This window comes from Deinococcus humi, assembly GCF_014201875.1.
GTDB classification, from domain to species: domain Bacteria; phylum Deinococcota; class Deinococci; order Deinococcales; family Deinococcaceae; genus Deinococcus; species Deinococcus humi.
On record NZ_JACHFL010000002.1, the window covers coordinates 437,907 to 455,602 of the forward strand.

Below are 17,696 nucleotides of genomic sequence, written 5' to 3' on the forward strand. Positions count from 1 at the left end.
GTACCCCATATGTGGTCTACCTCCAAAGTGGGTAATAACAAGCCCCCGCCAAATGCGGGGGCTTCTGCTAGTCAACTTCTCTATTCCTGTTCCACATCATCTTGTTTCCCAAAAATTTCCTTCAGCCTGCGAAATGCAGAGGGAATATCAAGCTGGATTGGTCCCAAGTCATAGGGCTTTACTTTCACCAAACCGGCCACAACATCCTCAGACTCTTCCTGCTCGCTCTTCAAGGACTCCACAAGAATTCCCTGGGAATTTGACGATTCGAGTAGAGCTTTGGCTTGAGTAGCTATAATTTCCCCTTGCTGCAATAAAATCTGACTCTGATTAGATATCAGTTGCTGCTGGTTAAGGGCTATTAACTTGGCAGCTTGCACTTCCATATTTCTGGCCTGATTTTCAGCCTGTAGCGATATGATCTGAGATTGATAGCCGGAAATTATGACCCTCATTCTTGTTTCAGCCAAAGAGAGCGCTCCAGAATCATCTCTGCTCTCGCTAATTTTCAAATAGATAGAAAGCGCTTCATGGATTTTCGATAGACCAATATCTTGATCTTCCGGAATTACCGAGAAAAGAGTTTTGTCACCAGCATGTCTCAATTCTACGTTGACGTTTTCTCCTATATCTTTCAAAAACTGTCCAAAATATACTAGATATTGCTCGCATGCAAACTTAACATGTTCGGGAAAGTCGAATTCAAATTTGGCTACATTGTGCGATCTCTGATCATATAAATTATCAAAAGCATTGTCGAATATATCCTTCACTAATTCCTTGGCATCAGTAAAAGCATCTTTAAAAATTGCATCTTCATCAAAGAGTATGCCCAAGTCTCTTACCGATTCGTCATGTGGTTCATCAAAAGATTCATTGTATAGCCTTCGCACCTCCTCGCTAAAATCTCTCAAAGTAAAAGGACCAGACCAATCGAAGTACCTGTAGCCAATGGGATATGTCGATTCTCTCTTATGGGTTAAAATTGTTAAATTCTGTAATATAATAAATGGTGCCTTGAACATCAAGGCATCCTTCTTTAAGGAAACCACTATATCGTCCAATTCAAAAAATTTTAAGTCTCCGAACATCTCTACATCTTCAATAGAAGAGAGCTCAATTACATATCTGTGTTTTGTATCTGAAATATTAACTGGAAGACTATCTTCAACAACGCGCTGACGAAAAAGATTAAAATTATACTTTTGATCTGAGATGGGAACATCATCAATGAATATCACCCTTTTGTCGCCTACTCTTCTTATCTGCAATCGGCTGGGTGTTGACATATTTTAATTATAGTCGCTTGCAAGAATGAGTTGAGGTGGGAACTGGTGCAGCTAGGGCGGCAGGCCCGCTGTACGCGTGTAGACCTTGAGGGTTGCTCTTCTCTGTGGCCCTGTTTGTTATTGCTCTTCTGTGGCTGCGGGTGTCTGCTAGACGGTCCCTGAGTCCATAGCGAGAGGCCCGCGTAGATGCGGGCCTCTCGCTTCTCTCGCCGGATTGATTCAGGACATCTGGGATGGACCAGGGCTGAAGCGTTCAGGCATCCATTCCCACGGCAATTTGTCGTGCTTGCTCAGGTTGCATCCAGCGCAGGCGATCACGATGTTCTCAGGGTGATTCGTGCCCCCGCGTGCCACTGGGATGAAATGGTCTGCATGCCAAGCGCGTGGCCCATTCCTTATGACATCACCACAGTAGAAGCACTTGAACCCTTGGGCCAGCAAGATGCGCTTCAAGTCATGACCCGTGTACTCGCCTTCCAGGTTCTGCCGCCGCGCCCTGGTACGCGCATTCTGTTCTCTGATTTTTTCGGGATTCAGGCGATTGTACTCCCGCTGCTTCGCCAGCTGAGTTTCCCTATTTCGCTGGAAGTAATTTCGCGATCTTTCGTTCAGAACTTGCCGCTTCACTGGATCGGCAGAGGCTCTTTGTGAACGAAGACGAGACTCTTCGCGGCGGCGCAGGCGAAAGGCCGGATCTTCGCGCAAACGCTTTGCCTGTGACTCCCGTTTACTCTGCCGCTCTTTCTCGGCCAGTTCGGGAATGGCCATTCGCTGGCGATAGGCGTCCCGCACATCCTGTCGGCGCTGCTCTAGATGCCTCTGCCGACTCGCCCGGTTCGCTGCCCTGACATGGTCCGTGTTCTCTGCATAGAAAGCCCGCGCTGCTACTCGTGTGCATTCTTTGCAATGAAGATTTAAGCCATCAGCAGCTCGGTTGTTACGAACAAAATGTTCTGGCGAGCGCGGGAAGATTCCACCACACTTTCCGCACTGTTTAGCAGTACCAAAATCGGGTGCAGCCGAAAGCTTCCGCGTCGCATACCTTGCCCCTTTGCAGAGCTTGCAGATGTTGGTTCTCCCGTTCGGGGCTAGTTTTTCTTTTGCGAACTCGGCAAAAGCCTTGACCTCCTGGCAATCGTCGCAGCGCTTAGAACCCTGACTTGCCAGCCTGTCACGCTCGGCCCTCGCGTCGGCATTCTGACGCTTGCTTTCTTCCGCTCGTGCGTCCCACTCGCGCTTTTGAGCGCGCAGGCAAACCCGGCACCGATGCTTGAGCCCCGTTGCCGATTGCTTGCTAGGGCCAAAGAATTCCAGTGTCTCTGGCTTCTCTTGACCGCACTTACTGCACCGCTTAGCAGTTATGCTCTCCATGCGTTAGCACCTCCAATGTGCTTTCGTCGCGCCCCGTACCTGACTCCCCAGAAAGGTAGCGGGGGTTTGACGTTTCTATTTTACCGCGTTTTTGACCGCTAGGACGAATAATTGCTGGAGTCGGTACAGCGCGAAGGCCTGAGCCGCCGTGACCACTGGAGCTGCGATTGTCCAGTTCTGCCCACTGCGGCCCAGCGTGAGCAGCTGACCTGGATTAGCCAGAGCCATGGTCTGCAAAACTCCCAGGTCCATGCCCTGCCGTCCCACCTCCACGTACAGCGCGTAATCCACAGCATTGATGATGGTCACAGAGGCAGAGTTTTTCGCTGCGGTCTGTCGTGCCTGAATTCCTTGTCTGAAAGCACCTGTGCGGACGTACTTCCCGGGCGTCGTTCGATAGATGTTCAGATCACTCTGGAGCTGAGCGTGCCCTAGGGCCTCGCCCCGCACTGTTTCGGCAATCTGCGGCAGCTCGTCGCAGGCTGCCTCCAGCTTTGCCAGGACGGCCAGCAGCTCGCGGTCGTCGAAGGTGATCATGCCTGCAACCCCATGGCCTGCTCGAAGCGGGCGAAATCCGCGTCCTCTTCGCGGATGCGGCGGCGGATCAAGGCGTCCTCGGTATACCGCCACGGCTCGGCGGTGCGCTCCAGGGCCTGCTCTGTCTGGAGGTAAGGGCGCAGGGTGTGGTGGGGCTTGCTGGTGTCGGCCTGCCCGCTGGGATTGTCCGGGTCCACGTACTCGCGGCCCAGGTCCGTGCTGTCGGCCACCGCCGAGAGTCGCAGCCGGGCCAGTTGAGCGGCGGCCTCGCGCTGGCGCTCGATCTGGACCCCACGCACGATCAGGCGGTAGGGCCAGGTCATCACGCTGGCATACGCGAGCGGCCCGAACTCGCGGAGAACGAACTCGTCAAGGGTGGTGTCGTCTGGCCCTGAATCCTCGTCAGCAGCCTCGCTGAGCGCTGGGTCAGGGCCATCAGTTTTCCCGCCGTTTCCTCCACGTCGTTCAGGTCCCACATGGCCGTCAGCAGCTTCAGGCGATCATCCCAAGTCACGGGCTGGGGCAAGGGGCTGCCCGCTTCCAGACTGGCGTGAACCAGTCTCCAGAAGGCCGCCCAGACGCCCGGCTCCAGATCGCTACGCTGGAAGTTCGCCCACTCGTCGCGCAGGGTGCCGAGCGTGACGGTGAGGGTCAGCAGGTCAGAGAGGTGCGCGTCGGCCACGGTGGCGGGCCAGGCGCGCAGGGTCACGGTGCCGCCGCTCAGGCGGACGTTCTTACGAATGGGGTAGAGCATGCCGCCTCCAGATCAAAAAGGATCTCTTGTGTTATTGAGAACGAACTGCTTTTGTATTGGACCTGAAACCGGCCAGTTGATCAGTGCTGACTCTGGAGCACTCCTTGAAGGCCAGAGAACGCCGTAATCAAGTAGGGCCACCCGGATCTGAGCTTGATGACGAGAATTCTCAAAACGCGTCACATCCCAAACCGAGGGCGGGAGTATGGGGTTTTGAATTCGACGAATGGATGGTCCCACCGATAGATGCTCAACTCCAGTGCCAGTCGACGACGCAGCATCGCCTGGTACGCCGGGTCATGCCAAGCGCACCCTGCGTGGCGAAACTCAATCATCCGGAAAAGCAACTCGTTGTATTCCACCTGATCTGGGCTTGGATGACGCAAGATCAGCTCTTCTCCACCACTACTGAACAGCAGATCATCCAGGGAGTCGAATGCCGTGACCTCATACGGGAGGTCACAGGCGTAGCACCGGCCATGCTCATCCATCAGGAAGGCCATCCAGCCATCTTCCGCACCGATGGGGAACAGGCGGGCGCCTATCCGTCGTTCGAGCGGCCGAACCTCCTGATGGAAGTCTGGGCCGCAGGTCGCTGAAAAGTACTGGGTCGCTGGATCGCCGAGCCCTTCGACCTGTTCAAGGAACGCGATGGCTGCTGGGAACGGCGTCCAGCCCTGCTGAGTCCGGCGAGTGAGGAGCGCTGTGAGGTCCACGCGACGACCTTCGGACCAGCCGAGGTTCTGAAAGTAAGTCTTTAGGCGTTCACTCCAGGGCACCTCGTGGGCTTTCGTCATGTAGACAGTATTGATCGTGCTCCTGGCGTGATTGAGAACCAGGTAATTTGCCTTGAGTCTGAAGCCTGCCAGACACTACTTCGATGCCTCCGCAAAGGTCCATGATGACGCCAACCTATATCGTGATCGGTAGAAGCCCGCCTCCAAACGGAGGCGGGCTAATGGAATTAAGCTGCGGCCTCGGCCTTCAGAATGTCCAGCAGGGCGTCGAGCTTGCTGGCCGGGATGGTGAAGATCGCGCCCATCGGCCCCACCTGCGCGCTGTAGGCGTCTAGCGCGTCGCTGAGTCCACCCAGGTAGGACTGCACCGGCACGCGGAACTGCAGCGTCTCGCGGTTCTGGTTGTCGCCCTCGCCGTTGTTCTGGATGGCCACCCTTGGATGCCAGTAGACCTTGTACAGCGGGTCAGCGCCGCCCTGGTGACGGCGAATCACGATCATGCGGGCCGGGATGCTAGCCCCCGGCGCGAACGGGCTGATGGTGCCGCCCGCCAGCGCGTCGGTCATCGCTACCGGGATGCTGCCGACGTGCAGGGCGCGGACCGTTTCGTCCGGGGTCAGCACGGGAATGTTGTCGTAGGTGGCCGTGACCTCGGTGGTGTCTTCCACCAGCAGCAGATCCGGGCCGCCGTTGGGATCCTGGGCCTTGATGCTCTCGCGGGTCACGTTGGTGTTGATCGCAACCTTCTCGGAAGGCGGGAACAGGCCGAGATCGGCCCAGTCCGTCGCGGCCAGGATGGCTCCGAACGCTGCGAGGGGGCTGAGCAGGACCTGACGGCCCTCGCGGGTCAGGTTGGCGGCTTGGCGGGCGGTGGTGCTGTTCTTGGCTACGAGTGCCATGGTTACTCCTGAACGGCCCCGGTGTGGGTGCCGTCGATGATGAGGGCGTCATAGGTGGGGCGGCAGATGTAGACGCCGGGCTGGAGCAGTGTGGGCTGCGCCGGCGTGACTTCGCGGTGAGGCCCAGGATCATGCGGGAACCCACACAGGGCGCGGCTGACGAGTCGGGCCAAATCGAGACAGGCGTCGGCGGTCAGCGCCAATGCGGCTACCGGCACCCAGAACACGCCCGTCACGCCGTCTGAACTGATCGAGAGCGGGTCTTCTACCTGAACGTAGCCGTTTGGATGCGCCGCCAGGTACCCGCTCAGCCCGCCCGCCTGTCCCGGCCTGCGTCCGGCCAGGGCCCGCTCCCGGTCTTCTGGCAGCAGCACTTGCGTTCCAGCAGGCAGGGCAGCCACCAGCCGCGCGTGAATGTCGGTGATCAGGGAAGACACGGCTAGCGCACCAGCCGACAGACTCCAACGGCCAGCCCGGTGAAGTCGCTGACCTGCCCCCAATTCACCAGGGTGAGCGTGCCGCCGTCCCAGGTCAGACTGGCCCCTTCACCAGGCGGCGGGTCTGCGGGATGGGTCTTGAGCAGACGCACGTCGAGCACATCTGGCACTCCCGTCAGGCGCTGAGCCAGGCGGGTGCCCTGATCCGTCTGGTTGGGGTCCTGGACGCTAAAGCGGCAGCTCGTGCCGTCGCTCCAGGTATCGGTGTGACGGTACAGAAGGTCAGCGTTCTGGTTTAGCAGCCGCTGGGCGGTGGCCTGAAGGCCGGGCAGCCGGTTCACTGCACACCCCACTCGCCGAAGAACGGCGCGAAGTCCGCCCCTTCGGTGCTCACCTCTGGATGGGCCCGTGCCAGGGCCACGTCACGGGCGGCGGCCAGCCGGGCAATGCGGCTTTGAAGATCGCGCTCAATGGTGACCTCACCCTCGGCGCGGAACTTCTCCACCTCACCCTCCAGCACCACGATCCTGGCCCCGTAGATCAGCGCCAGGACTCCCTGCCGCTGCTGCTCGGTGGGCTCTGCGTTTTCTGCCACGCCGCGCAAGGTCAGATACTGGGCGATACGGGCTTCCAGAGCTTCCTGATTCGCCACGCCCAGCATGGCTGGGGTCAGCGGTTCCGGATCCAGCAGGAAGCGGGCGGCCGGGTCCACGCTAGTCCGCCTTCGCGGGAGCGGTCAGCGCGTCAAGAATGACCGGGGCCAGCTTTTCACCCACGCCCTTGACATCAATCAATCGTGCGAGAGCGTCCTCAGGCAGCATGGGACGGGCCTGCGCTGCTGCCAGTTGGCTGGTCAGGGCGTCGCGTTCGGTCCCCAGCTCAGCGAGCGCCTTTTCGTTCGTATGGACGTGGGCGGCCAGGCTCTGCGCCGATTCGATCAGCCGATCCTTCTCAGCGGCGAAGGCGTCGCGTTCCTTCTGAGCCTCCGCCAGTTTTTGGCGCAAGGTGTCCAGCTCGGTGTCAGCAAGAGACTCCAGCGCTTCCATCTGGGCACTGGGATTGCGGATCTCAGCTCCCTCGGTGTCCTCAATCAGGCCCCTGGCAGCGTGTTTCTCGTAATCAAAATTTGACAGGTCACCGGGGAGCGGGCTGCCCGCAGGCAACCACTTTCCCCCAGCGAACACCGGGGTCACGGTTTTCAGGTTCTTCACGGTACGGTCCTCCAGGAAAGGGCTTGGACGGCGGGTAGGGCTCAGTCGCCCTGAGCGATAACCACGCCGTACGGATCGCGCAAGTCCGCGCCCACCACGTCATGCACCTTCAGCGCGAAGTTGCGGTTCTCGAAGTCGCCTTCCAGATCCGTCTCGTCCATGTTCACCATGCGGGTAAAGGTTTTGGGCCCACCCTCGTAACCGCGCAGGGCGGCCAGTTCGAAGGGGTTGTTGCGTCCGTCCACCACCAGGTAGTCGTCGTCGCCCACGCCCTTGGCAGCGTAGCGGTCCGGGTACTCGGCCAGCAGGTCCGCGATCATGTCCTCGACGTGGATGTTGCCCAGCATGTACGCCGGGTTGCGGTTGGGCACCATCGCCAGCGCCCCGCTTGCGCCGCCCACCGGCACCAGGTACTCGTTAGCCATGCTGGCAGCGGCCTTGCGCTCCCAGATGGTGGGCACGAACAGATCGGTGGGGCGGCGGCTGGCCCGGCGGCCTGTGGCGGTGTCCACCTGCGCGCTCATGAAGGCGGCGAGCTGGTCCAGGTTGGCGGGCGTCGGGCCTTCCTCACCGTCCAGCAGGGGCACGCGCGGCGCTTTGCGGAGAATCACGTCCAGAATCACGCTGGCGCGGGTGCGGCGGGCCACATTGCCCAGGTCGGCGGCAGCGGCCGTGAAGTCGCCCAGGTCATCGTTGATGTACGCCTCGAAGGTGAACGTCAGCGCCAGCGCGTAGTCGGCCACGGTGTAGCCCTCCTCGCTGGTGAAGAACTTGGTGTACTCAATGTTGGCCGACTCGGGACGCACCGGCAGGAAGCGGTGGCCGATGGCGCCGGGCCGAGTGCCCTTCAGCGCTTTGAAGTCGGTAGCCGTGCGGCGGGCCGCGAACTTGGGCAAGTCACTCTCGGGGAAGGTGAAGCCGGGGCGGCTGGCGGCCTGGCGCACCTGCGCGACGGCCAGCGGGAAGTCGCTGGTGGTGAGGGTCTCACGGTGCGCGCGGCGGGTCTTCTCGAAATCGAGAATCATCCCTTCCATGCGGATCAGGGCAGCTTCCTTGGCGCTGGCGTCCATGGCGCGCACGTTGTCCAGCTCCTTGTCCAGGAACCCACCGAAGTAGCCCATCTGGAAGTGCTGCTGGGCCGCCTCCAGCACGGTCTGGATGGTCAGCGGGATGACGCGGTTTTCGGGGATGACGCCCCGATCGGCGAGGCGGGTCAGTTCGAAGCGGATCTCTTTGATGCTCATGCGGCCCTCCAGGGCAGTGCAAAGGGAACAGGCCCGCGCCTCACGCTGGAGGGCTGGGCCTGTAGGGACGGGAGACTGCTGCTCAGTTGGCGCGCAGGGCGATGGTGGTGGCGTTGAGCTTGTACCCGATGTGCAGGCCATCGGCGGGCGCGGCCCCGTAGGTCTTGTCGGCTTTCAGATAGACCTTGCCGAAGGTGGCGACAGCGGCGATGGCTGCGGCGGGCACACCGATGCTCTCTACGATTCCTGGCAGGAACACAGTGGCCTGGTTCTCGACGAGGCCCTGTGGCGCGGTGCCCTTGGAGACCATGTCGGCGGTGGCCTGATCGGTCTCAGCGTGGCCGTACAGGCCGTCCGCTCCAAGCTTGACGAGATCGCCGCTCTTGGTGCCGGCAGGAACAAGAAGAGCGACAGAAATGCTGCCGCCCGTGTAGGCCCAGTGCTTTTTGTTCTTCATGGGATGGCCCTCCTAGGGGCTGAGGTGGCGAGAAAGGAACCTGGCTGGTTGGGCCTCAGATCAGGCCGGCGCGGCTGCGGGTGCTTTCGAACTGGCGGGTTTCGCCACTGCGGGTCTGTTCGGCTTCAGTGCGGGTGCGGCTGTTGTCCCCGCTGGGCAGGGGCACGCGGTTCTGGCCGGTGGGGCGCGGCGCACTTTCGCGCTGGCCCAGGGCAGCCTTGCGCTCGACGATCTTGCGTTCAACGGCGCTGCGGGCCACGTCCTCGCTCTCGGCGGTGCGGGCCACCCCGATCAGCTCGGCGCGGAAGCTGGCGTCCAGATCGATCTCGGTGTCGCCATGCTTGACCGTCCCCGCGCTGGGCAGGCGGGCCGCTTCCAGGGCCGTGACGGCGATGGTGTCGCGGCGGGCATTGTGGTTCTCGGTGTTCAGCGTACCCACCTGCCCGCGCAGTTCCACCACAGTCTGCTCCAGCGCGCGGTAGTCCGACAGGCTGACGGTACCCGCCTCTGTGTTGGTGGGCGCGGGAGCAGGGTGGTTGACACTCTCCTGCATGACGGCTTCGAGAGTGGCCAGGTATTCCGCCTGGGCCTCGGGCTTGGCCTTGAGCTCTTCGAGGGTCTTGCAGCCGTACTTCTCCATCAGGGCTTTGATCTTGGGGTGCATGGTGCCCTCCTGTGGGCGTGGGGGAGTGGGGGCGGGTGGCGCTTTACGCTCGCGCCGCCGGGCGGTGCCGCTGACGTCCGAGGGATCGGACACGACGTCGATGGTCAGCAGCCGGTAGTCGTCCTGAATGACCTGGATGTACGCTTCGGGATCTGGAAAGTCGAGCAGGACCTCGCGGGCGGGCAGCCACTTGGCGCTGCCGTGACCGTTGCTGCTCACGCCCACCGCCACGCCGCCGCCCAGCAGGGCGGTCAGGTCCTGACCGGCCGCGGTGTCGATCACCACACCGGTGGCCTTGACCGTGTCGCCGTCCAGCTCCAGCGTTTCGTAGCGCAGGCAGATGGCCGCCAGCCGTCCCTTGGCCGGGTCATACCAGTCATCGGGGTGTTCAAGCAGGCCCCAGAGCTTGCCGTCCGTGAGGTCCTGCTGGGCCGCCGTGATGGCCGTCTGCCAAACCTCGCGGCTGTAGAGGCGTCCGTTGCGGTTGACGCGGCCAGCGGTGGCGACGGTGACGTCCACCAACGTGACCGTCTTGCCTGATCGGGTCTCCTCGCGCAGGGCGGCGTGGGTGCGCTCGGGGGCGCGGGTCTCGCGCAGGTCCAGATCCACCTCGGTGCGGGGGGCGGCGCTTTCCTGTAAGCACAGGCGGCGGGTGAGGGCGGACATGCAGGGCGAGCGGTTCCGGTGGTCCATGAGGTCTCCTTCAGCCACGCAGTGCGGGCGGGCTGTCGAGGTGGGCGAGAGCGGCTTCGGCGGCGGTCTGTGTGAGCTCTCCTTTCGAGAGCTGCAACAAAATCGCCTCGCGCTGGGCGAGGCGTTGCTGCTTGCTCATGGGACTACGGGGTGGTGGGGTCTGCGGGGGCTTGTCCGGCACGGGGGTCACCTCCTGGGGGCGTGTAAGCGGGTGTGATCTTCCCAGCACGCCACAATTCTTCGAAAGAATGTCTGATCACATCAGCGTTTTCAGGCTTTGTGCGAGCCGGGCGGCCGCTTTGCCCTGCACCTTGGGTGGAGGCATGACCTTGAACGCGTTCCACACCTCATCGGCCGACAAATCCGGGAGGTGCCCCCAGTCCAGCTGCGGCCTAGGTGAAGCCGCAAATGAGACCTGCCAGCCCGGCCAGAGGTCCTTCAAAACCATCAACGCAGCGCTGCGCCCCTGTGGGGTCATGTGGATGAGCTGATCAGCAAGCTCAGGAGCCCGGCCCAGCACCTGCTCTGCCCAATGCTCGAACCCAGCACACTCAGAGATTTTTAGGTGCTGTTGATCCACGTTGACCACGGCAAAGTCTTCAGGAATAACTCCCAAGGTGTTGGGCCCGACCGCATCCGGCCAGATTTCAAGTTGTTGCTCAAACCAGGTTCTGAACCCGTCCGGACCAGAGATCAGAACGTGAGCCAAACCGAGCGCCCCCCATTTGTCGGAGTGGAATTGCACCTGGTGATCCGAAATCAGCGCGACATGGCAGCGGTGTGACATTGATCCAAAGATTACGGGTGTTGCGGCTCTGAGGGCTTGGCAGCGCACAACTGTTGGCCAACAGAGGTGGGTCATCGTTTCCGTTCCTCCGTTTCAGTCGTTGGTCATGACCTACGCGGTCCCTTGGCCTTCACCTCCTGGGGGTGTGGCGGCGCGTGCGCTCGGCTGTCCGAAGTCCAGGCCAACAGCGGCCATTCGATCATTTTCCTCGGCTGGATCGAAGGAAAGGGAGCCGCTGAGGGTCTGCGGGCTGGCCCAGCCGTTGCGGGCGGCGGCCTCAGCGCGGGTGATCAGGTCCGCCAGGCTGTCCTGGGTGATCGTCGGGAAGACCCACGGCACCTCGATCTGTCCAGCCCTGACCTTCTTCTTGCGGCTGACCCGCGTTTTGCCGCCGTCCTTCACGTCGAAGGTGGTGATGGTGTACACCTTGTCGGGCCCGTAGCGCCGCCGCAGTTCGGCGCGGTACAGCCGGTCCAGATGGCTGCGCAGTGCCGCGTGGATGCGCAGGACGCTGCGGATGGCGGGCAGGGTCATGCTGTCGGCAGTCGTGCGCGTGACCGTGCCCCCCTCGCCCAGGTAGTGCTCGGGGAGCCCCAGCACGCCCAGCGCGGTCAGGCGCACGAAAGCTCGGGCGTCAGCCTCGGCGTTGGCGGCCCCGGCGGCGGGGGTCATGAAGTTGATCTCGTCGCTGATCACGGTCTTGCCGTCGTCGGCCAGCACCTTGGCGAGGGTCAGAATGCCGCCGCGTCTGGGCATCGTCCGGTACGCCTGCGCCTTGGCCTGATAGGTGGCGCGGCTGCTGGGGTCCTTGCGGTCCACGAAGACGGTTTGCACGCCCAGAATGCGGCCTTGCAGATCGTGTGTGTTCAGGCGGTGCTGGAGCAGGGTGACGTAGGCGTCGGCGGGGGCAAGTGCCCGCATGGCCACCGGCCAGCCTCGGGCGTCGTTCCACAGCGCGTTGTGCGCCGTGAAGACGAACTGCCCAGGTTCCCAGGTCAGGGTTTGATTCTCTGCCCCAGGTGCTGTCACCTGCGTCACGCCCGATGAGACGTCCGCCTTGATCCGCACGCCCCGGTCCATGTCGAGGTGGGCAATGCGGGCCGCCTGATCGCCAATGTCCTCCAGCGGAAAGACGCTGCACAGCTCGCCATCCAGCAGGTACTCGGTGACCAGGCGGCTGCTCATCAGCTGGCCCAGATCGTTGGTGTCCCAGAAGTCTGCCAGGGCGGCCTGGGCGTTCTTGTCGGCGTTCAGTTCGGCATAGGTGAAGGCGTCGCCGATCAGCAGGGCCACGGCGATCTCGACGGCCGCGCCGAACAGCGGGTTGGTGAAGAAGGCGGTGCGGGTCTGGCGCCGCACGGTGTCGCGGTCTACGCCGTAAACCCGGCCGCTGGTGCCCAGGTCCTGCCAGGGCAGTCCCTCGCGCCAGCCCTGCGAGAGGGTGGTTTCGGTACTGCCGCTTTCCTCCAGGGGTTCACCGTTGGGTCCGAATAACATGCTTCACCTCCTTATCAGTCCAGCCCGATGGGCGCGTAGTCGTCGAGTGCGGCGATGGCGCTCGACAGGGTCTTAGGTTTGAACAACCGCTCCGGGGCCAGGGCCAGCACTGCGCCGTCCCCGTCGTCGGGCGACTGCCCTTTCGTGCGCTTCTTGAAGTCGCTCTTCTTCTCCAGCTTGCGGACGTCGCGGTCTCCCTTCGTGACGTAGCCGTACTTGCGTTCGGTGAGGTCCCGCTTGAGCAGAAGCGGTGGGTGCTCGATACGGATCACGCTCAAGACCTCGTCGGTCACGGCGTACATCTCCGTGACCAGATCCGCGTATTGCTCGGCGTCCTTGGGCGCACTCCCAAAGGCGACCTCGTGCACCACGTAGCCGTCCGGGAAGAGGGCCGCAAGGTCCACCAGCTTTCGCAGGCCGTCAATGATGCCGCCGCCGTACCCGGCAGCGACGCGCACACTCAGACGGGTCACGCCCTGAGCGGCCAGTCGCCGGGCGGCCTTCGCCACGGCCTGGACGTAGCGGTCCGTGCGGGTGATCTCGTCCAGTTCCTGCGCGCCCTGGATCGCCTCTTCAAAGCGCAGCACGCGGCGGGCCAGCGAGTAGATCGTGCCAGCATCGTCACCGAAGCGGCTGCAATCCACCCCGATCTGAGCGGCCCAGATCTCGCGGGGTGGGTCTCCCTCAATCAGCGGCGCCGGGACGATCTCCCGGTCCCGGCACGCATCGAAGCGCCCAGCGCTGATGAAGGTGTCGCCGCCGCCACCGCTGGGCGGGATGCCCAGGGCGCCATACAGGAAGCCGCGCTTGGGGGCGAAGACGGTACCGGGCGGGTGCTCGCCGCCCCCAGCTTTGGGCACGGCCCACGGCACGCTGAAGGTATGGCGGGCCTCGTCGTGGTCAGGTACCACCTCGCAGCCGAAGGTGCGCTGGTCCTCGATCCAGGCGTTGAAGGTGTCGCGCCCGGTGCCGCCAGGCACTTCCGAGGTGCCGTTCCACACGTTCGGGAAGTCCAGCAGGCTCAGGCGGAAGGACAGCGCCAGGGGGTGAAGCTTCATCTCCTGGAAGGTGGACGAGGAGGTCTTGGGGTTGGCGATCAGCAGCCAGAGCCGCACGGTGTTGCCGGTGAACTGGCGCTTGACCGCGTCATACATGAACTCGGGGATGCCCTCGGCTTCCTCAAAGACCCACAGGTGGAAGTCGTTGTGCTGACCCTGGGCACGCTCCGTGCCGCTGCCCCCGGCGTCGTTGGTGGTAAAGCCCATGGCGAAGTGGTTGGCGGCCTGCTCAGCGCGCATGTCGCGGGGCAGCAGGCCTGGCATGACGTTGCGCCGCCGGGCGCGGGCATTGGTGACGTGGGTGCGGACATCCTTCCAGAGGGTGTCGCGCACCTGCTGGACGCTGTTGGCGGTGGACTGGACAACGGAGGGCTGGAAGCAGCGGTAAAACCACGCCATGACGGGCGCTTCCAGCCCATAAGTTTTCCCAGGCCGTGGCCCGCCTCCACCACGAAGATGTAAGGGACGTTCTGCTCACCGTCGAGCTGGCGGCAGACACTGTCTTGGATGGCCTTCAGCACCTCGTGCTGGCCGGGCTTCCCGTTCATCCCGCGCCAGGGGGTCATGCCCAGGACACGTTCGCAGAAGCCGATCAGGTCCCGGCCATAGCGCTCGGTCCACTTCTGCTGCTCATTGCGGCCCTGCTGCTGCTGCGGTTGTAGTTTGCCCATCTCCTGGAGGCGCTTGCGGGCAATAGCCTGCATGACGTCCCGGCGGGTGGGCCTGTACGCGCTAGAAGTCGTCATCTTCGTTTTCATCCGGCGGCAGCATCCCGGCCAGCTGCCACAGCTCGGCCTCGCTGTGCTTGTCCAGGTCATCCGGAGACTTGATGCGCCCGATCTTGATGTTGACCTCTTCCATGCCCAGGCTCTTGCGCTCCAACTCCGCGCCGATCTTGGCGAAGCGGGCGATGTCGATGGGGTCCAGGGACTCGGGGCGCTGGTACTCCAGGGCGTCCTCGGCCAGGCGGATAAAGGACTTGCCCACCCTGGCCTGCCGCATCCGCACCTCGGTCTTCAGGTCCAGATCGAGTTGCCTGAGCTTCCCGTCAATTTCCCGACGCATCTGGAGCCGCAGCTCAGGCCAGTCTTCGGCAGCACAGCGGCGTTCAAGCTGCCTCTCGGATGGCGCACCGTCTCTGTCGGCTAAGGACGCCAACGTGACAGTGTCCTCGCCACGGATGTACTCGCGGCGGATCGCGCTCCAGTCGTGCTTGACGCGCTTGTCATTCTGGGGCTTCGCCCCGCTGCTGTCGGTCTTTTTCTTGGGTTTGGCGGGGCTGGGCATGGTTGGTCACCTCCTAGTTGCAAAAAAAAAGCCCCGCCTCTTGGGCGGGGGGCCTGACAGAGGATCAAGCAGGATTGGGCAGCCACTTATCGGGGTCCTGCACAATCTTGAGGTACTGCGCAACGTTGTGTTGAGCTCCAGGCTCGCAAATTGCCACCCATTCCTGCGAGATTAGCTGAACTTCTGCCTGATACAACTATTGACCGACCGACGAGGCGAACCTGGAGGACGAGGTCCAGATTGATGTAGCGATTCTTGTCGGGAGTTTGAATGAAGTGGGACATGCCTACCAGCGGTTCAACTGGGCATTCAATAATTCCAGCGCGCTTTCCTCGCTCATCATGCCTTTGTGAATGATGATGACATCTTCCCCCAACAAGAGTTCCACTTGCCCGAGGCCTTCTACGATGCGAGCACGAAAGCGAATGCTAGACGCCTTTTTTGGGGAAAACGTACCATCTGCATTCTCGACCAAGTTGGGTGTACTCATCATTCGAGCCATGACCCAGCTTATCCGTTTCAATGCGTGACATTGTTCGGCCCTATCCGACAGCGTTACAGCATTCCTCTATGGGCATTTGGGATACTAGCCTTGGAGGGTACATGAAACTGACGACCACGGAACGGTTGATCCTCGTGAACCAGTTCAAAATTCTCGGCTTCCTTGACGAAGATGAGCAGGAGCATTACCGGCGAATGGTGCACATCCTCACGAATGGTTATGAGGCACTCTATGACGAATTAGACATGTCGTTGAGTGAGGGGATGCGTGCAGAGGACAGCGAATTCGTCTACGACGTGCTCGACATGCATCTTGCTATTAGGGGAGTGGCGGAAACTGAAGGCGTAGACATCAACGCAGACGGCAATTGGGCTTTGACCATGAGAGGATTTGATGGGAACAACGAATCCGAACTGCTGTCGTTCGCCCTGTTCGCCGCCCGCGAGGACGGAAGTGCCTATAGCGAGTTTTTAGTGAGCGACCGATTCCCAAACAGTCATTCCCCATCCAGGGAGCTGCACCAGCGCATGCTTGAGGAGTTCCGGGCGATTGGTGGAGCCTCCGGACTACAGGCGGCGGGGGTCGAAGGTTTGGAGCGCTTGAAGTCGGTAGCAATTTTCCCTGAACGTCGTTAGGACCGAGTTGGCGTCCAGCCCTTACTAAAGCTCTCCTTCCCCTGCGTTCCCCTTTCAGTCATCCCGCCTCGCTCGTAGAGGCGGGTGACTTCTTCTTTCTCCATCCCGCAGCGCTGCATTACTTCTTCGGCGGTGAGGCCTTCCTCGTCTCGCAGGCAGCGCACGATGGCCGCCATCGGTAGGACGCCGTGTTCCCCACGCGCCTGGTTGGTGCCCGTGCATTTGGGAAGAGCGGCACGCTCGGCGCGGGTGGTGGTCTGCTGACGCGGTTGGCGTTTCGGTGCATCCTTCATGGGGTTCCCTAAGGTGTGCACCGTTCATGGGGGATGGACATTGGCAGGTCACCTCCTGGGCATTTGCGGTCTTAGCGCAGACAAGAAGCTGGAAGAATGCACGTCATGGCAAGCGTGATGAGCGGTCTGACGGTCAACGGGATGGGCGGCTATCAACTGTCGGTGGGGAATGAGGTGGCGCTATTGGAGTCCGGTGGTTCTCGCCTCTCGATTCCACTGCGAAACATCAACATGGTGGCCTTCCAGCAGACCCGGAATCCGCTGTTCCTGTGGCTCGCAGTGATCCTGTTTGTGTTTGCTTTTTTGGCAACTTCAGATCCCAGGCCTGCCATTGGTGAATACGAAATCGTGGACTGGTATTGGTGGGTGCTGGCCTCCGCAATCGCCACCGGTCTTTATTTCGCTGTCCAGCGCGCTGCTGTTGTCGTTTCGTCCGGCTCGACGCGCACCATCCTGCGTGGGAGTCCGGGAACCATGCGGGCTGCCTCCGACGCACTACAGCCGTTCCGGTGATTCGACAAGTCCGCATCAGACCTGTCCACCAGGCGTGCTTTCCGGGCCATAGCCTCTCGATCCAGTGGTGAGATTCTTTCCCCGCTTCTGTACAGGCTCCTTGCGGGGTGGCTTGTCGGGCATCGGCGGGTCACCTCCTAGTGGCCAAAATGGGAACAAAAAAGGTGATGTCACGTAGTGAGCAATATGCTGAATGAAATTCTTGGAGACTTGCGTGGGGAGATTGTCGGTCTTGTGTTCGGCCTCTTATTGACGGGGGGATTATGGCTGCTCAGAAAAGGAAAGTCCTGGGTATCCCTACAACGTACACGTCAATCAGATTCCAATACCGAGGTGGCCCAGCGAATAGCGAGCGACACTCAGAGGATGCTCGCCTTTGTAGGTACGATTCTGTGCGTGGTTCTTTCGTCGATCTCTCTCGCTTTAGGAATACTTTCTCTCTGGGCAACATTCTCTGGATTAATACCAAGCTGGACCAGTGTCGTTGGAGGTCTTCTACTTGGCGCTGCTTATGTCGGTATTGATGCTCTATTCCTGTTGATGAAAGCTGCCAAAGAAGTGGCAGCAAGAGAACGCGCTCGCCTTAGTGCTATGAATTGACTTTCGTCCTGATGCCTTAGCAAATCTCCACTTGCTACCTCTGAACCATAAAAAAGTGATTGCCCTCTGGGTCTCTAAGCACCACAAATCGGGATTTTTGCCGTCCTATCACGAGATGCGTTGCCGCCTAGGACAGCAGCCTTCGATTTCTGCCGTTCGAATCGTCTAGGGCTTCACCCCACTGCTGTCGGTCTTTTTGGGAGTGGATTGCTTCTTGGCGGGGCTGGGCAT

25 protein-coding genes are annotated in these 17,696 nt (G+C 61.2%); 4 read left to right on the forward strand and 21 right to left on the reverse strand.

Going from position 1 to position 17,696, the window contains the following annotated elements:
- Positions 1-80: 80 nt before the first annotated feature.
- The 18 genes from HNQ08_RS05690 to HNQ08_RS05775 all read right to left on the reverse strand — a co-directional run bounded on the left by HNQ08_RS05690 (position 81) and on the right by HNQ08_RS05775 (position 14,034).
- Complete coding sequence (locus HNQ08_RS05690; RefSeq protein ID WP_184128249.1) at positions 81-1,289, reverse strand: hypothetical protein; 1,209 nt, start codon at positions 1,287-1,289, stop codon at positions 81-83.
- A gap of 219 nt (positions 1,290-1,508) precedes the next feature.
- Positions 1,509-2,057: an HNH endonuclease gene (locus HNQ08_RS05695; protein WP_184128253.1), complete on the reverse strand. Its 549-nt coding sequence runs from the start codon at positions 2,055-2,057 to the stop codon at positions 1,509-1,511.
- A 678-nt stretch (positions 2,058-2,735) separates the two neighbouring features.
- Entirely contained in the window at positions 2,736-3,197 is a 462-nt protein-coding gene (locus HNQ08_RS05700; protein ID WP_184128256.1) for a hypothetical protein, read from the reverse strand.
- Positions 3,194-3,520, reverse strand: coding sequence for a hypothetical protein (locus HNQ08_RS05705; RefSeq protein ID WP_184128259.1), 327 nt, complete (start codon positions 3,518-3,520; stop codon positions 3,194-3,196). The genes HNQ08_RS05700 and HNQ08_RS05705 overlap by 4 nt, the downstream gene beginning before the upstream one ends.
- Positions 3,520-3,951: a hypothetical protein gene (locus HNQ08_RS05710; RefSeq protein WP_184128262.1), complete on the reverse strand. Its 432-nt coding sequence runs from the start codon at positions 3,949-3,951 to the stop codon at positions 3,520-3,522. Before HNQ08_RS05710 ends, HNQ08_RS05705 begins: the two co-directional genes overlap by 1 nt.
- A 179-nt stretch (positions 3,952-4,130) precedes the next feature.
- Positions 4,131-4,748 carry an SUKH-3 domain-containing protein gene (locus tag HNQ08_RS05715; RefSeq protein WP_184128265.1) on the reverse strand — a complete coding sequence of 206 codons (618 nt, stop codon included), beginning with the start codon at positions 4,746-4,748 and terminating at the stop codon, positions 4,131-4,133.
- Positions 4,749-4,915: 167 nt separating this feature from the next.
- Positions 4,916-5,587 carry a hypothetical protein gene (locus HNQ08_RS05720; RefSeq protein ID WP_184128268.1) on the reverse strand — a complete coding sequence of 224 codons (672 nt, stop codon included), beginning with the start codon at positions 5,585-5,587 and terminating at the stop codon, positions 4,916-4,918.
- Between the two features lie 2 nt (positions 5,588-5,589).
- Positions 5,590-6,024: a hypothetical protein gene (locus tag HNQ08_RS05725; RefSeq protein ID WP_184128271.1), complete on the reverse strand. Its 435-nt coding sequence runs from the start codon at positions 6,022-6,024 to the stop codon at positions 5,590-5,592.
- A gap of 2 nt (positions 6,025-6,026) precedes the next feature.
- The gene (locus tag HNQ08_RS05730) at positions 6,027-6,365 is read right to left on the reverse strand and encodes a hypothetical protein (protein WP_184128274.1); all 339 of its coding nucleotides are present in this window, start codon (positions 6,363-6,365) and stop codon (positions 6,027-6,029) included.
- On the reverse strand, positions 6,362-6,736 hold the full coding sequence (locus tag HNQ08_RS05735; RefSeq protein WP_184128277.1) for a hypothetical protein: 375 nt from the start codon (positions 6,734-6,736) through the stop codon (positions 6,362-6,364). Before HNQ08_RS05735 ends, HNQ08_RS05730 begins: the two co-directional genes overlap by 4 nt.
- Before the next feature lies 1 nt (position 6,737).
- Positions 6,738-7,235 carry a hypothetical protein gene (locus HNQ08_RS05740; RefSeq protein WP_184128280.1) on the reverse strand — a complete coding sequence of 166 codons (498 nt, stop codon included), beginning with the start codon at positions 7,233-7,235 and terminating at the stop codon, positions 6,738-6,740.
- 41 nt (positions 7,236-7,276) lie between these two features.
- Positions 7,277-8,479, reverse strand: coding sequence for a phage major capsid protein (locus HNQ08_RS05745; protein ID WP_184128283.1), 1,203 nt, complete (start codon positions 8,477-8,479; stop codon positions 7,277-7,279).
- Positions 8,480-8,561: 82 nt separating this feature from the next.
- Entirely contained in the window at positions 8,562-8,936 is a 375-nt protein-coding gene (locus HNQ08_RS05750; protein WP_184128286.1) for a hypothetical protein, read from the reverse strand.
- A 55-nt stretch (positions 8,937-8,991) separates the two neighbouring features.
- Entirely contained in the window at positions 8,992-10,293 is a 1,302-nt protein-coding gene (locus HNQ08_RS05755; RefSeq protein WP_184128289.1) for a hypothetical protein, read from the reverse strand.
- 10 nt (positions 10,294-10,303) lie between these two features.
- A complete protein-coding gene (locus tag HNQ08_RS05760) occupies positions 10,304-10,474 on the reverse strand; it encodes a hypothetical protein (RefSeq protein WP_184128292.1) in 171 nt (56 codons plus the stop codon).
- A 75-nt stretch (positions 10,475-10,549) separates the two neighbouring features.
- Positions 10,550-11,080 carry a hypothetical protein gene (locus tag HNQ08_RS05765; protein WP_184128295.1) on the reverse strand — a complete coding sequence of 177 codons (531 nt, stop codon included), beginning with the start codon at positions 11,078-11,080 and terminating at the stop codon, positions 10,550-10,552.
- 111 nt (positions 11,081-11,191) lie between these two features.
- Positions 11,192-12,577, reverse strand: coding sequence for a hypothetical protein (locus tag HNQ08_RS05770; protein WP_184128298.1), 1,386 nt, complete (start codon positions 12,575-12,577; stop codon positions 11,192-11,194).
- Positions 12,578-12,591: 14 nt separating this feature from the next.
- Positions 12,592-14,034, reverse strand: a complete 1,443-nt coding sequence (locus tag HNQ08_RS05775; protein WP_184128301.1) for a hypothetical protein — start codon at positions 14,032-14,034, stop codon at positions 12,592-12,594.
- Between the two features lie 35 nt (positions 14,035-14,069).
- Here HNQ08_RS05775 and HNQ08_RS05780 point away from each other — a divergent pair, with 35 nt between their 5' ends.
- Positions 14,070-14,297 carry a hypothetical protein gene (locus tag HNQ08_RS05780; RefSeq protein WP_184128304.1) on the forward strand — a complete coding sequence of 76 codons (228 nt, stop codon included), beginning with the start codon at positions 14,070-14,072 and terminating at the stop codon, positions 14,295-14,297.
- Positions 14,298-14,367: 70 nt separating this feature from the next.
- Here the strand turns inward: HNQ08_RS05780 and HNQ08_RS05785 are convergent, their stop codons facing one another.
- Together HNQ08_RS05785 and HNQ08_RS05790 are read right to left on the reverse strand one after the other, a co-directional pair.
- Positions 14,368-14,922 carry a hypothetical protein gene (locus HNQ08_RS05785; protein WP_184128307.1) on the reverse strand — a complete coding sequence of 185 codons (555 nt, stop codon included), beginning with the start codon at positions 14,920-14,922 and terminating at the stop codon, positions 14,368-14,370.
- 286 nt (positions 14,923-15,208) lie between these two features.
- A complete protein-coding gene (locus HNQ08_RS05790) occupies positions 15,209-15,424 on the reverse strand; it encodes a hypothetical protein (protein ID WP_184128310.1) in 216 nt (71 codons plus the stop codon).
- Positions 15,425-15,525: 101 nt separating this feature from the next.
- Between HNQ08_RS05790 and HNQ08_RS05795 the strand changes: the two genes are divergently transcribed.
- Positions 15,526-16,059: a YfbU family protein gene (locus tag HNQ08_RS05795; RefSeq protein WP_184128314.1), complete on the forward strand. Its 534-nt coding sequence runs from the start codon at positions 15,526-15,528 to the stop codon at positions 16,057-16,059.
- Here the strand turns inward: HNQ08_RS05795 and HNQ08_RS05800 are convergent.
- Positions 16,056-16,352 carry a hypothetical protein gene (locus HNQ08_RS05800; RefSeq protein WP_184128317.1) on the reverse strand — a complete coding sequence of 99 codons (297 nt, stop codon included), beginning with the start codon at positions 16,350-16,352 and terminating at the stop codon, positions 16,056-16,058. The genes HNQ08_RS05795 and HNQ08_RS05800 overlap by 4 nt on opposite strands.
- Before the next feature lie 105 nt (positions 16,353-16,457).
- On the opposite strand from HNQ08_RS05800, the gene HNQ08_RS05805 reads away from it, so the two are divergent.
- Positions 16,458-16,865, forward strand: a complete 408-nt coding sequence (locus tag HNQ08_RS05805; RefSeq protein ID WP_184128321.1) for a hypothetical protein — start codon at positions 16,458-16,460, stop codon at positions 16,863-16,865.
- Positions 16,866-17,042: 177 nt separating this feature from the next.
- Positions 17,043-17,465: a hypothetical protein gene (locus HNQ08_RS05810; protein ID WP_184128323.1), complete on the forward strand. Its 423-nt coding sequence runs from the start codon at positions 17,043-17,045 to the stop codon at positions 17,463-17,465.
- Positions 17,466-17,696 lie beyond the last annotated feature (231 nt).